Genomic DNA, 13,721 nt, shown 5'->3' on the forward strand with positions numbered 1-13,721 from the left:
AAAACCCAGGTCTGTGGAAAACGCTGCGGCAACACCCCTTTGACTATCCTTCTCCGCATGGGGAATCGGTGGGGACTGACCGGGCGCGACAACGAACTGAACACGCTGATCAACGCACTGCGCTCGCAGTCAGCGGGGATCCTCGTGACCGGCGACGCCGGTGTCGGGAAGTCGCGATTGCTCGACGAGTTCGCCGCCGCCGAATCGAGCCGCAGGATCGTCCGGATCACCGGTTTCTCCGCCCTGAGCGAGATTCCGTTCGGCGCCACGTCGGCCTGGGTCGGCGCGGCCCCGGCCGAACCCGCCGCCCTCCTTGAAGCGGTCCTGGACGCCATCGTCGGCGACCCGGCCCCCGGTACGGCACTGCCGATCGTCATCGTCGATGACGCGCAATGGCTCGACGACGCGTCGGCCACCGTCGTCAACCGGCTCGCCTCCCGACGGTCGGCCTTCGTCGTCGTCGCGATCCGCACCCTCGAGAACGCACCCGAGCCCATCGTCGAACTGTGGCGCGACGAAACCCTCGCCCACCTGGCACTGCTGCCACTGACCTTCACCGCGACACGGAATCTGCTGGAGCAGGTCCTCGGCGGCCGGCTGCACCGCCAGACCGCCGAAGACCTGTGGAAGCTGACGGCGGGCAACCTGCTCTACATTCGCGAGATCGTCAACGCCGACCTCGCGTCGGGACGGCTCGCGGCCGACGACGGTGGCGAATGGTTGTGGCAGGGCGGTCCGTCGGTGACCGAGACGCTCACCGAGCTCATCGACAAACAGCTGGGCGACCTGGCCGATCCGATCGCCGAGCTCGTCGACGTCCTAGCGATCGCCGGCGCGCTGGACACCAGCACCCTCACCGCCATTGGGGGTATCGATCCGCAACTCATCGACAAGGCGGAGAAAGCCGGGCTACTAGTCGTCGACGGTGAGCCGGCCACCGTCCGCCTGGTCCACCCGCTCTACGCCGAGGTCCGCCTGCACCGGATTGGCCGGCTACGCCGCGCCCGCCTTCAAGGCGCAGTGGCCGACGCAATGGGCGCCCACCCGACCGGCAATCCCCGCGACACGATCCTGCGAGCCGTCACGGCCGCCGAGTCGGGACAGCAGGATCCGGGGCTCTTCCTGGCCGGCGCCGCAGCGGCGACAGCATGGTGCGACATCGCACTGACGCTGTCGCTGTCGAAGGCGGCCATCGATGCGGGCGGCGGCCTCCCCGCCGAAATGCTGTACGCCTACACCTTGACGAACGGCAACCAGGGACCTGAGGCCGAAGAAGCACTGGCGGTGCTATTGGCCAAGCCGGACCTGGCCGACGACCAGCGCGCACTGCTGACGTTCATGCGCGCGGGCAACCGCCACTGGGTGCTACAGCGGCCGCTGGAGGCCGAGGCGATCCTCGCCGAAGCGGTGGCCGGTGTCGCTCCGGGCGAGGAGCCGACGATCCTGACCGCGCTGCGCGGAGCACTAGCCGCGTACCGCGCCCGCCCCGACGATGCGCTGCGCTTCACCGCCGAAGTTCTCATGGATACCTCGCTCATCGGCGTGCCCCACATCTTCGCGGCGATGGGACGGACCATCAGCCTGGGTGCGACCGGGCGCTACACCGAGATCGACGGTTACCGGGAACGGGCGCACACAGACGCGGCAATCAGTGCCCCCGGCGCGATCCGCTACAGCTTGCTGACTCTGGAGTTGCAGGCCGCCGCGATCGCCGGAGACCTCGCTGTCGCCGACGAGATCGCGGCGACGTACAGCACCGAGGCCAGCGACCTGCCCGGCTTCGCCCGCACGCTGACGACCTACATGCGCGGCTACGCGGCCTATTTCCGCGGCGACATCACCGAGGCCGCCGACTGCATCCGCGGCGTGGTCACTCGGCTCGCCGAGGACCCCCGCGCAACCGCCGGCTGGGAGTACGCCTGCCGGAACCGCCTGGGAACGCTGTACGCACTGGCCGGTGACCCGGACAAGGCAGCCGGACAACACACCTGGATCGATGAGCACCCGCACCCGTCAATGTCCTACGTCGACACCGAGATCCTGCTGTCGCGCGGATGGGTCTGCACGGCGCGGGGACAACTCACCCGTGCACTCGAGTACGCCGCGGAGGCCATCGCGCTGGCCCGCGAGCGCGGGGAGGCCGGCAACGAAGTCGTCGCCCTGCAGGTGGCGACCCAATGGGGCGACGACTCGACGCACATCCGGCTGGCCGAGCTTGCCGCGACGGTGCAGGGGCCGCGCGCCGCCCACGCCGCCCGGCACGCGAAAGCACTGGCCGAGCACGACGCCGACGCATTGTGGGAGTCGTCGCGTCAGTGGGCCGCGTTGGGCGACCAGATTGCGGCCGCCGATGCCGCGGCCCAGGCCGCCGTCGTCTACGCCGGCGCGGACAAGCGCAGCCGCGCACAACAAGCCGGTGAGGCGGCGCGGAGCATCGCCGCAGCCCACGGTTTCACCACCCCCGCATTGCGCGCGATGACCGCGCCCACCGACCTGACCCGACGCGAATGGGAGATCGTCGGTCTCATCGGCCGGGGACTGACGAATCGACAGATCGCCGATGAACTGGGGCTGTCGACGAGGACCGTCGAAGGACACGTCTACCGCGCGATGACGAAGACCGACTGCGCCGACCGGACCGAACTCGGTCGCTACGCGCCCAACCGTTAGACGACGGCCTCGAAGTGCCTCATCGCGTCGCGGTAGAACCGGATGCCACCGACGAGGTGCTCGGCGGACTTGTAGACGCGCAGGTCGACCTCCCCGCCCGCGGCACGCCACTGTTCAGCGAGGGCGACGGTCTGCGGCACCGGGATCACCTGGTCGCGCGTCGCGACGGCGAGAAGTGTCGGAACGGCGGGAGCGTGCGTACCCAACCGGTTCTCGTCGATGCGTGCGCGGACCGCGGAATCGTCGAACGGCAACGGCTCGGTGATCGAGCCGATGTTCATCCACGCCGTCGTGACCAGGCCCAGCGCCAGGCCGGTGACGATGGTGGTGCGCCGGAACAGCCGGACAAGCCGAGTACCCCGCCGGGTGAGGAAGCGCTCCATGTCGACGTCGGGGTACGCGCTATCGAGGCCGATCAAGACGTACAGCAGCATGAACGACGCGATGCCGCGCTTGTTCGCCTCGTAGACCGCCATCAGGTCCGCGGGAACCCCGCCGGCGGCCCCGGCGATGACCGGCAGGTCCGGCGCGTACGCCGGTTGCAACTCGAGCGCCCATGCCGCTGCGCAGCCACCCTCGGAATAGCCTTCGACGACGACGGGCAGTTCGTCGAGCCCGGCATCGGGAAGCTGTCGCGCAGCAGTGATGCAATCGAGCACCGCGGGCCCCAGCGAGCGCCCGATGACCGACGGATGCACCGTGCCCGAATCATCACCCAACCCCGGGTAGTTCGGAATCGCCAGCGCGAAGCCGTGCCGCAACGCGTTCTCGAAAGCCAGGGCCTCGTACTCGACGCCGTACCGCAGCAACGTCGACACGGCGGCCGCACGCGGAGCGAGGCCCTGGTTGCCGACCGCATGTCCGACGAGGAGTCGCGCCGGACACCGCGTGGGCACCAGCACGGTCCCGGTGGTCTCGATGAGCTCGCCGAGGGCCGTCGTCGTCGTGTAGCGGATGCTGAACGCCCGTGCCGAGAGTCCGACCCCGGGGACTACCAGCGCGCGGGCAGGGGCATGGGCGACGAGCCGTCCGGAGCCCTGCGCCGCGACAGTGACGGATTCCACGGATCTGCGAGTCATCCAGACACTCAGCCGAAGAGCGGTGGCACGAACATGCACGGCACCGCGATGTGTCGTTGCGGATCCAACGCGTTGAGGACCATGTAGGCGGCCCGGCGCGACCCGGCGATCGCCAGGTGATCGCTGTAGTCGCTCGCGCACGTGTCCTGGACCACGATGTTGCGCACGTTCTCGCCGGGGCGCTGAGCTGGCAATTGCCCGCTGATGTAGGGGATGACGAACTCGTCGTATCGTGTCGAGATGTTGGTGTAGTTGATGCCCTTCACGTAGGGCGACCCACCGCTCCACACCTTGTCCAGGAACGCCGATCCGGGCATCATCTGGCCGCAGGCCGCGCAGACCGGCACCCACTTGTCCTGGGCGCCGAGCCGGCCGATGAACCGCGACACCGGCTCCATCAACGCCCCGCCCGAACCCCGCCACAAAGGCGCCAGTGACACGTAGTTCGTCACCTTCGTCGCCCCGCCGAGATGCTTGAGGTAGTACGACGGCATCAGCGTTCCCTGCGAATGCCCAACCAGGTCAACGGTTTTCGCGCCGGTCGCCGCGAGGACGCCGTCAATGAACACCTTCAGCTGCTGCGCCGACTGCTCCTGCGCCCCCATCCCGCCCAGTGCGGTGAGTGGCCACGGCAGCGGCAGCGCGCCATACGTCAGCGCGTAGACGCAGTAGCCCTCGTTGGCGAGGAATCCCCCATAGGCCCCCCAGTTCGTCTGTTGCCCGCCCCCGGTGCCGTGCACGAGCACGACGGGGCGCGGGTGGGCCGCGGACGGCTTGCACCGCGGGTTGTTGGTCCCCGGCAGAGAGCCGCCGGGGTTGCTCAGCTCGTACGGGATGCCGGAGAAGAAGTTGAAATCCTCGGGGTAGCGCGGCGCTGCCCCGGCCAGCGGCGCGGCTGCGAGTGCGATGGTGAGCCCACCTGCGATGGCGAGAAGCACGGCGCGCACACTCCGCCGTGTACCCGTGGATCGTCGACCGAATCGACGCCCCCGACCATGTCCAGCCATCACTGCCGCCTCCCCCGTGCCGTCGTGTTGTCGAGAATCTACCGCCGGCACCACGACCGTCAGGCGAGAAGCGCACAGATCAACATGCAAGTCGATGGAACCGAACGGACACCGGATGCGTCTAAGTAATCGTGAGGGGGAGAGACATCACCGCGAAGAGCGCTCATGGAACGACAAGTGGACCACAGTCCAACACCTGCCGGAGAAAGAGGACGACCCCGGCCAATGGGGGGAGAAGGCCGGGGTCATCGCGTTTCAGCCCCGGGGGGTCGGGCTGAAATCACCCGGTTTCTTCAACCGGGTAAAACTCACTCTACGCGCGTTCCCTGTGAATGTGCAATAGCAACTTGCATTGGCAAGTACCTGTTTTGCCTGACCTGGCCATTTTCTCGTGCCCGGCCCCGGAACGTCGGCGTGGTCGTACCCTCAAGGGCGTGTCATCCGTCGGCGCGCCCGCCACCAGCAGGGCCAATACCCGCAACAGCATCGCCGCCTTCTTCGACTTGGACAAGACGGTGATCGCCCGCTCCAGTGCGCTCGCCTTCACCAAGCCGTTCTATTCGGGCGGCCTCATCAACCGCCGCTCGGTGATCAAGTCTGCCTACGCCCAGCTCCTGTTCACACTGACCGGCGCCGACGAGGATCAGGTCGAACGCCTGCGGGCCCACGTCACCGACATGTGCCAGGGTTGGCCGGTCGACCAGATCAGCTCCATCGTCGACGAGACGCTGCACGACATCGTCGAGCCGCTGGTCTTCGCCGAGGCCACCGAGCTCATCGCGAACCACCAGGCGCGCGGGCACGACGTCGTCCTCATCTCCGCGTCGGGGTTGGAGATGGTCGAGCCGATCGGCGCCATGCTGGGCGTCGACGCAGTGCGCGCCAGCCGCATGGCCGTCGTCGACGGCAAGTACTGCGGCGAGCTCGAGTTCTACTGCTACGGCGAGGCCAAGGCCGATGCCATCCGGGAACTCGCACAGACCAAGGGCTACGACCTGAACGAGTGCTACGCCTACTCCGACTCGATCACCGATTTGCCGATGCTCGCCGCCGTCGGACATCCGACTGCAGTCAATCCTGACCGTGCACTGCGCCGCGAGGCCACGACAGCCGGCTGGCCGATCCTCTCGTTCGACCGGCCCGTCGGCCTCGCCGACCGCCTCACACCGTCGGCCCGCACGGTGGCCGTGTCGGCCGCGGCGGGTGCCGGCGTGGCCGCCGTCGGCGCGCTCTTCTACTACGGCTGGCTGCGCAAGCGGCTGGCTCCCGGCGCGCATATCTAAGACCCTGCAACCCACACTTCCCAGTGGGGACGTGCACAGTTTTCGGCGCGAGAATCTGTAGCCGGGAAACCCTTGCTGTGACGTAGGTCACGGGTGTAGAACTGATCCTACGGAAGCCCGGAAGGCCAAGTCCGACCCGGAAGAGAAGGATCGAACTCCCAACCGGAATTCCCAGCACGGGCGGCAAGCACCCACGCGGAGCGCGCCGCTATAGAGGCAAAAGCGTTGTGCACCTGCGAATTGCCGGTCTCGGATCGACAACCCCATTCGCCGAGGTGAGAACACAACCCACCTTGCACGCTTGGTAACTTGGGTCCGTGCTATGCGGGCGGCGACCATTGGGTCGCCGCCCGCAGCGCTGTCTAGGGGGTCCTACCTGGGCCGGGCCGCTTCGGCAATGGACGCCGCTTCGGCCGCCCCAGCCTCGAGCGCCTCGCAGCACAGCACGATCCACGCACCCAACCCGTCCGGCGTCCCGGCACCGAATTCCTGCGCCAACCGGTGGTATTCGGGCGACCGCTTGAGCCACGCCACTTCCGGTACGCCGAGGTTGTGCGGATCCAAACCCGTGGCTACGCACGCCAACCGGGAGGCACCGCGCGCCACGATCCCGTTCGCCTCGGCGAACGGCGCCAGCGCCAGCAGCTCGCCGTGCACGACGGCGACGACGACCGGGGCCGGAACTCCGGCCGGCGCGGTGATGATCTGGGCGAGCAAGTTCAGCCGTGCACTCACATCGGGGTCCGGCCGGGGACGCCCGAGATCATCGGCATCAGCGACCAAGTCGGCAGCGGCGAGCATGTGCAGCCGGGCCAGCGCCTGAGCGGGCGCCCGCCGGTAGACACCGACGAGTTGTTCCAGCGAATCCCCGTCGAGCGCCTGCGCGACGCGCATCGCACCGGCGAGCAGCGGATCGTCGTAGTCACCGTCACGGCGCAGTTCCACACTGCCGCCGTCGATCGCGGCCGAACTCCGACCCCCTCGCCACGATGCCTCCATCGCCGTCGACGGCCATCCACGCAGATTCGCCGGATGGCGGTGCACCGCCGCGAGCGCATCGCGCGCCCGTTCCGCTGCCGCCGCCACCCCGGGCAGCGCGACCAGCGGTGCAAGAGGGTGCGGGAATTCGGGGCGTCCGGGCCCTGCAGCGGTGGTCATCGCCACCAAGAGTACGTCGGACACCTACCGACCCACCGAAATTAGGGTTACCTTAGTAGGATGACGGACCGCATCGACGGCAACACCTTGCAAGGCGTATCCGCGACAACCCTCTGGACGTTGCGCAACCGCGCCGTCGAGGCCAAGCGCCCCGACGGGATCATCGACGACCCGTTGGCCGTCATGCTCTACGACACGATCGACTACGACTACGACAAGTTCGGTAAGCCGAGTCAGACCCACCCGCTGCGCGCACTGCTCGCCGACGCCACGACCCGCGACCACCTCGCGCGCCACCCGGGCGCGGCGGTGGTGAACCTCGGCGAGGGTCTGCAGACCAGCTTCTGGCGCGTCGGCGACCCGACCGTCCGCTGGGTGAGCGTCGACCTCGAGCCGGTCATCGACGTCCGCCGCCGACTCTTGCCCGCCGATCCGCAGATCATCGAGTGCCCCACGTCGGCCCTGGACCGCAGCTGGTTCGACGCCGTGCCCGACGACCAACCGGTGCTCATCATCGCCGAGGGCTTGTTCATGTACTTCCCGCCCGACGACGTGTGGGCGCTGTTGTCGGACATGGCGGCGCGCTTTGCAGGCGGCGGTCTGGTGTTCGACTCGATCCCCCACTGGTTCTCCAAGAAGACCCTCGCCGGACTCGACCTGACGAAGACCTACCGCACGCCACCGATGCCGTTCGCGCTCACCGTCGACGAGGCCGCGGCGATCCCCAAGCGTGTTCCGCGCATCACCGACACCGCCGACGTGATGCTCCCGAAAGGTCGCGGAGTGTGGGGCAACCCCCTCATGCGTTCCTCCGCGAACTGGCCGCTGATGCGCAACATCCGGCCGTGCGTGACGGTGGCCCGCTTCGCCGATTAGCGGCTCCGTTGCATGGGCGTTGCACTCGAATGTCCGATCTTCCCGGCATCCCTGCGCGAGCGCGACCGTCGTGACTACCCTCACAATATGTCTGCAAATCCGGCCATGTACCCCCCGCCCCCCGAGTTCGTCGAGCAGGCCAACGCCAGCGCCGACATCTACGACCGCGCCGATGCCGACCGACTTGAGTATTGGGGCGAGCAGGCCCGCCGACTCGACTGGGAGACCCCGTTCACCGAGGTCCTCGATTGGTCGAACCCGCCCTTCGCGAAGTGGTTCCCCGGCGGCAAGCTCAACGTGGCGGTCAACTGCGTCGATCGCCACGTCGCGGCCGGCAACGGCGACCGTGTCGCCCTGCACTGGGTAGGCGAACCGGGCGACTCCCGCGACGTCACCTACGCACAGTTGAAGGACGAGGTGTGCAAGGCCGCCAACGCCTTCACCAATCTTGGGATCCGCGCCGGTGACCGCGTCGCGATCTACATGCCGATGGTCCCCGAGGCGATCATCACGATGCTCGCCTGCGCACGCCTGGGCGCGACCCACTCGGTCGTATTCGCCGGCTTCTCCGCCGCGGCACTGCGCTCGCGCGTCGACGACGCCGAGGCCAAGCTCGTCGTCACCACCGACGGCCAATACCGTCGCGGCCAGCCGGCACCGCTCAAGATCGCCGTCGACGAAGCGCTGGGCAGCGGCGACGATGCGGCCCCGTCGGTCGAGCACGTCCTCGTGGTGCGCCGCACCAACCACGACCCCGACCTGCCGTGGGTCCGGGGCCGCGACGTGTGGTGGGACGACACCGTCGATGAGGCGTCGCCCGAGCACGAGGCGGAGGCGTTCGACTCCAACCACCCGCTGTTCCTGCTGTACACGTCGGGCACCACGGGCAAGCCGAAGGGCATCGTGCACGGCTCCGGCGGTTTCCTGACGCAGGCCAGTTCGACGTTCCACAACGTCTTCGACCACAAGCCGGGCCGCGACGTGTTCTGGTGCGGCGCCGATATCGGCTGGGTGACCGGCCACACCTACATCGCCTACGCACCGCTCTCCAACGGAGCAACCGAGATCCTCTACGAGGGCACCCCGAACACCCCCAACGAGCACCGCCACTTCGAGATCATCGAGAAGTACGGGGTGACGATCTACTACATGGCGCCGACCCTGATCCGCACCTTCATGAAATGGGGTCGCGACATCCCCGACGCTCACGATCTGTCGTCCCTGCGGTTGCTCGGCAGCGTCGGCGAGCCCATCAACCCCGAGGCGTGGCGGTGGTACCGCGACGCGATCGGCGGCAACCGCTGCCCCATCGTTGACACCTGGTGGCAGACCGAGACCGGATCGGCGATGATCTCGCCGCTGCCCGGCGTCACTGCGACCAAGCCCGGCTCGGCGATGCGCCCGCTGCCGGGGATCAGCGCCCGCATCGTCGACGACGACGCCAACGATGTCCCGCAGGGCGAGCAGGGTTACCTGGTCCTCGATCAGCCGTGGCCGTCGATGCTCCTGACCATCTGGGGCGACGACGACCGCTACCGCGACACCTATTGGTCACGGTTCGCCGAGCAGGGCTGGTACTTCGCCGGTGACGGCGCGCGCTACGACGAGGACGGCGCCCTGTGGGTGCTCGGCCGCGTCGATGACGTGATGAATGTGTCGGGCCACCGCATCTCCACCTCCGAAGTCGAGTCGGCCCTGGTCAGCCACCCCGATGTCGCCGAGGCCGCCGTGATCGGCGCCTCCGACGAGACCACCGGTCAGGGCATCGTCGCGTTCGTCATCCTGCGCGAGGGGATCGGCGATACCGCTGACGATTTCGTCGAGGAGTTGCGCAAGCACGTGGCGGTCGAGATCTCACCGATTGCCAAGCCGCGCGAAGTCAACGTCGTGCCCGAGCTGCCGAAGACTCGGTCGGGAAAGATCATGCGGCGCCTCCTCAAGGACGTCGCCGAGGGCCGCGAACTCGGCGATACCTCGACGCTGGTCGACCCGAGCGTTTTCGAAGCCATCCGAAGTCGGCGGCAGTAGTCGTCCTCCCGCAGTGCCGGGCATGGCAACATAGCCTGGGTACCCATCTACGGAGGACGACGACGTGACCGGTAAGAAGCCGCATTCGCCTGTGCCCGGACCGACCCAGCCGGTGCCGGCTATCCCGCTGTCGGATGCCAACGCGGGCCCCAGCGGCGAACCGACCATCGGCAATCTGGTCAAAGACGCCACCGCACAGGTCTCGACGCTGTTCCGCGGCGAGGTCGCGCTCGCCAAGGCCGAGCTCACCGCGGAGGCCAAGAAGGCCGGTGCGGGCACCGGTCTTCTCGCCGCCGCCGGTGTCATGCTGCTGTACACGAGCCTGTTCTTCTTCATCTTCCTCGGCGCACTGCTGATGATCTGGCTGCCCGGATGGGCGGCGTTCGGCATCGTGTTCCTACTGCTGCTGATCATCACGATCGCGGCCGCCGGCTTCGGATACGTCGTCTTCCGTCGTATGCGCGCGCCGAGCAAGACCATCGAGTCGGTGACGTCGCTGAAGTCCGTCATTCCCGGCCAGTCGCAGCTCGAGCCCGGCTCCTCGTCGGCGCACCCGCAGTTGCCGCCGGTGCGCTCCCACTGACTCGTAGGACTGCGTGAGCGCACCCGACCCGTCTGTCGTCCGGTTCGAAGGCCCCTGGACGCACTTCGATGTCCGTTCGAACGGGCTTCGTTTCCATGCCGTCGAGGCCTCCCCTCGACTGCCCGCCGACGCACCCCTGGTGCTGATGCTGCACGGGTTCGGCGAGTTCTGGTGGAGTTGGCGGCACCAGCTCACGTCGCTCACCGAGGCCGGTTATCGAGCCGTTGCGGTCGACCTGCGCGGCTACGGGGACTCCGACAAGCCACCGCGCGGCTATGACGGCTGGACGCTGGCCGGTGATACCAACGGACTCATCCGCTCACTGGGCCACTCGAACGCCACTCTGGTGGGCCACGCCGACGGCGGGCTGGTGTGTTGGGGCACGGCGGCGTTGCACCCGCGCGTCGTGTCGCGCATCGCCGTTGTCGCCTCTCCGCATCCGATCGCGCTGCGTCGGGCGGTGCTGCGCAACAAGGATCAGCGGGACGCGTTCCTCGGCGGATTCCTCTACAAGCAGTTGCCACGATTCGGCGAGCGAACACTGACGAAGAACAACGGCGCCTACCTCCTGGACTACTTCCGCGACCGTGCCGGTGCGCGCTGGAAAGAGTCATGGGAGTTCGACGAGGTGCTCGCACGCAATCGCGAGGCCATCCAGATCCCCGGCGTCGCCCACTGCATGCTGGAGTACCAGCGATGGGCATACCGGTCCCAGTTCCGCCCGGACGGCATGCGGTTCATGGATCTGATGGACACCCAGCTGGGCGTCCCGGTCCTGGCGCTGCGGGGCCGCGACGACTCCTACATCACCAACGCGACGATGGCGGCCAGCCGTGACTGGGCTCCGCGATTCGACTATTGGCAGGTGCCGGGTGCGGGACACTTCGTCCACGAGGAGCAGCCCGACCGGACCACCAAACTCCTGCTGGACTGGCTCGCGAAGGACGACTGACTCAGCCGGACACGCACGCCCCGGTCGGCACCGCCGCCTCGGATTCTCCGCCCTGGGCGGAGTGAGAGCGAAGCTGCGCGGCGGTGAGCGCGAAGCCCGTCTCATCGCTCGCCTTGTCGCTGGCCCCGAACACCATGCCGGCCACCTCACCCTCCGGGGTGATCATCGGACCTCCCGAGTTCCCCGGACGGATGTCACCACGCAGCATGTACGCCTCACGCCGTGCGGGATTCGCACCGTAGATGTCGGGCGAGGACAGGTTGACCCGGCCGCGCACGCGCAACGGGATCGCACGGAACGGGCCGTCTTCGGGGTACCCGAGGGCCACGGCGTCCGCGCCGGTGGCCAGCGTCTCGTCGGCGAAGCGCAGCGGGCGGTGCTCCAACCCCGGGACGTCGAGGACGGCGACGTCGACCTGCGGGTCGAACAGGACGACCCGCGCGGCGAGCACTGCCGACCCGGCCTGCACGGTGACCCGCGTCGTCCCGGCCACGACGTGCGCGTTGGTCATCACCCGCTCGGGCGCGAACACAAATCCGCTGCCCTCCAGCGCCCGCTGGCACGACGGCGCCTCGCCACGGATCTTGACCACCGAGTTCCGCGCCTGCCCGACTGCGGGTACCTGCGACAACCGCTGGTTGGGCGGGTCGACGGGGGTGATCGTCGTGCGCCCGTACGGTCCGATGGCATCGGGCAGACCCGAATCGTTGAGTAGCGCACGGAAGCCGTCGGGCACGCCGCGCAGCCATCCCGGCGCAGCATCGCCGACGGCGGTGAGCACCCGCGAGTCCTCCACCGCCCCGGCGGCCGCTGCGAGCGAGGAATCACGGATCGGGGTGGCCAACAACCAGGCCGCGATGACCACCGCTGCGGCCTGCAGGACCATGCCCACCACACTGTCGAGGGTGCGCACCGGTGTCGACCGGAGTCGCTCGCGCATCGCCCGACCGACGATCATCCCGGCGACTTCGCCGACGACGACGAGGACGACCAGCGCACCGATCCCGACAACCATCCTGGTCGGCGCGGAGTCGATCCCGGAGATCAGCCGCGGGGCCACGAGGATGCCCGCGACGGCCCCGATCACGAGGCCGACCAGTGACATCGCCGAGGCGAGCACTCCCTGCCGATAGCCGGAGATCCCGGCGATGACCACCAGGACCGCGATCCCGACGTCGATCACCAGGCCGGCATTCACCGCCTGTCCCCCGCGGGGGCCTCGTCACCGTCGAGGTCGTCACCGTCGAGGTCGTCACCGTCGCCGTCGAAGTCGTCGGCGTCCGGGGGGAACGGCAGGTCCAGCGGGAGCCCGTGGTCCTGCTCAGAGCGAGCCGACGCGATCGCCTCGTCGAGGGGCCGCACGTCGTCGGTATTCCACGGCACGTCCCATCGACACGCTTTGCTGATCGCGTCGAACAGCCCGCCGGTGAAGCCCCACACCAGCATCCCGTCGACGAGGAACGCCGGCCCCTGATACACGCGGCCGCCCAGGAAGTCGCGGCGCACCTGGAAGCGGTTGGCCGGGTCGAGCAGTTCGGCGACGCGGACGCGGGCGACGCGCGCCGTCTCGCCCTGATCTACCGCCCACACCGGGCTCGGACGCTCCCAATAGCTCAGGACCGGGACGACCTCGAACGGGCTGGGCAGCGTGGAGAACGACGGCAGATTGGCGAGCACGCGCACGCCGTCAGGGTCGAGCCCGGTCTCCTCCTGCGCCTCCCGCAGTGCGGTGCGCACCGGGTAGTCCTCCCCCTCGTCGTGCGCACCGCCGGGAAAAGCGACCTGGCCACTGTGCTGGCGCAGCGTGGTGGCTCGCTCGAGCAACAGGATCTCCGCGTCGTCGGGCAGCCCGCCCGGGCGCGCCGGATCAGCGTCGAACCTTCCGGACAGCAGAACCAGGACGGCGGCGGCACGGCGGTTGCGGGCTTTCACCATCATCCGCGCCAGCCGAGCGCGGTCACCGCCGCGGTTGTTGACGATGGTGGTCAGCTGCGTGACGTCGCCGGTCAGCGCGTGCATCCACGGCGGGATCAACCCATCGTCGACAAGCGGACCGGTGGGGAATCCCGTCGGCATCGGTCGGCC

11 protein-coding genes are annotated in these 13,721 nt (G+C 68.5%); 6 read left to right on the forward strand and 5 right to left on the reverse strand.

Annotated elements, in window-relative coordinates; all coding sequences use genetic code 11:
- The first annotated feature begins 57 nt into the window (after positions 1-57).
- Entirely contained in the window at positions 58-2,670 is a 2,613-nt protein-coding gene (locus B4L26_RS07720) for a helix-turn-helix transcriptional regulator (protein WP_290717681.1), read from the forward strand.
- Here B4L26_RS07720 and B4L26_RS07725 read toward each other — a convergent pair.
- Together B4L26_RS07725 and B4L26_RS07730 are read right to left on the reverse strand one after the other, a co-directional pair.
- Positions 2,667-3,734 (reverse strand): lipase family protein, encoded by a 1,068-nt coding sequence (locus B4L26_RS07725; protein WP_290717683.1) that lies wholly within the window; start codon positions 3,732-3,734, stop codon positions 2,667-2,669. The genes B4L26_RS07720 and B4L26_RS07725 overlap by 4 nt on opposite strands.
- Positions 3,735-3,757: 23 nt before the next feature.
- The gene (locus B4L26_RS07730; protein ID WP_409563509.1) at positions 3,758-4,756 is read right to left on the reverse strand and encodes an esterase/lipase family protein; all 999 of its coding nucleotides are present in this window, start codon (positions 4,754-4,756) and stop codon (positions 3,758-3,760) included.
- Between the two features lie 434 nt (positions 4,757-5,190).
- Here B4L26_RS07730 and B4L26_RS07735 point away from each other — a divergent pair, with 434 nt between their 5' ends.
- Positions 5,191-6,039: an HAD family hydrolase gene (locus tag B4L26_RS07735; RefSeq protein ID WP_290717687.1), complete on the forward strand. Its 849-nt coding sequence runs from the start codon at positions 5,191-5,193 to the stop codon at positions 6,037-6,039.
- A gap of 372 nt (positions 6,040-6,411) precedes the next feature.
- Here B4L26_RS07735 and B4L26_RS07740 read toward each other — a convergent pair whose 3' ends face one another.
- A complete protein-coding gene (locus B4L26_RS07740) occupies positions 6,412-7,197 on the reverse strand; it encodes an oxidoreductase (RefSeq protein ID WP_290717689.1) in 786 nt (261 codons plus the stop codon).
- A gap of 60 nt (positions 7,198-7,257) precedes the next feature.
- Here B4L26_RS07740 and B4L26_RS07745 point away from each other — a divergent pair, with 60 nt between their 5' ends.
- From B4L26_RS07745 to B4L26_RS07760, 4 genes are all read left to right on the forward strand, one after another.
- Positions 7,258-8,073, forward strand: coding sequence for a class I SAM-dependent methyltransferase (locus tag B4L26_RS07745; protein WP_290717691.1), 816 nt, complete (start codon positions 7,258-7,260; stop codon positions 8,071-8,073).
- Between the two features lie 87 nt (positions 8,074-8,160).
- Positions 8,161-10,101 carry an acetate--CoA ligase gene (gene acs, locus B4L26_RS07750; RefSeq protein ID WP_290717693.1) on the forward strand — a complete coding sequence of 647 codons (1,941 nt, stop codon included), beginning with the start codon at positions 8,161-8,163 and terminating at the stop codon, positions 10,099-10,101.
- Between the two features lie 64 nt (positions 10,102-10,165).
- The gene (locus B4L26_RS07755; protein WP_290717694.1) at positions 10,166-10,684 is read left to right on the forward strand and encodes a phage holin family protein; all 519 of its coding nucleotides are present in this window, start codon (positions 10,166-10,168) and stop codon (positions 10,682-10,684) included.
- A 13-nt stretch (positions 10,685-10,697) separates the two neighbouring features.
- Positions 10,698-11,636 (forward strand): alpha/beta fold hydrolase, encoded by a 939-nt coding sequence (locus B4L26_RS07760; protein WP_290717695.1) that lies wholly within the window; start codon positions 10,698-10,700, stop codon positions 11,634-11,636.
- Position 11,637: 1 nt separating this feature from the next.
- Here B4L26_RS07760 and B4L26_RS07765 read toward each other — a convergent pair whose 3' ends face one another.
- Together B4L26_RS07765 and B4L26_RS07770 are read right to left on the reverse strand one after the other, a co-directional pair.
- On the reverse strand, positions 11,638-12,834 hold the full coding sequence (locus B4L26_RS07765) for a MarP family serine protease (protein ID WP_290717696.1): 1,197 nt from the start codon (positions 12,832-12,834) through the stop codon (positions 11,638-11,640).
- Positions 12,831-13,712 (reverse strand): NUDIX hydrolase, encoded by an 882-nt coding sequence (locus B4L26_RS07770; protein WP_290717698.1) that lies wholly within the window; start codon positions 13,710-13,712, stop codon positions 12,831-12,833. Before B4L26_RS07770 ends, B4L26_RS07765 begins: the two co-directional genes overlap by 4 nt.
- Positions 13,713-13,721 lie beyond the last annotated feature (9 nt).

It is taken from the genome of Gordonia sp. UBA7599 (genome assembly GCA_002477755.1).
Lineage (GTDB): Bacteria > Actinomycetota > Actinomycetes > Mycobacteriales > Mycobacteriaceae > Gordonia.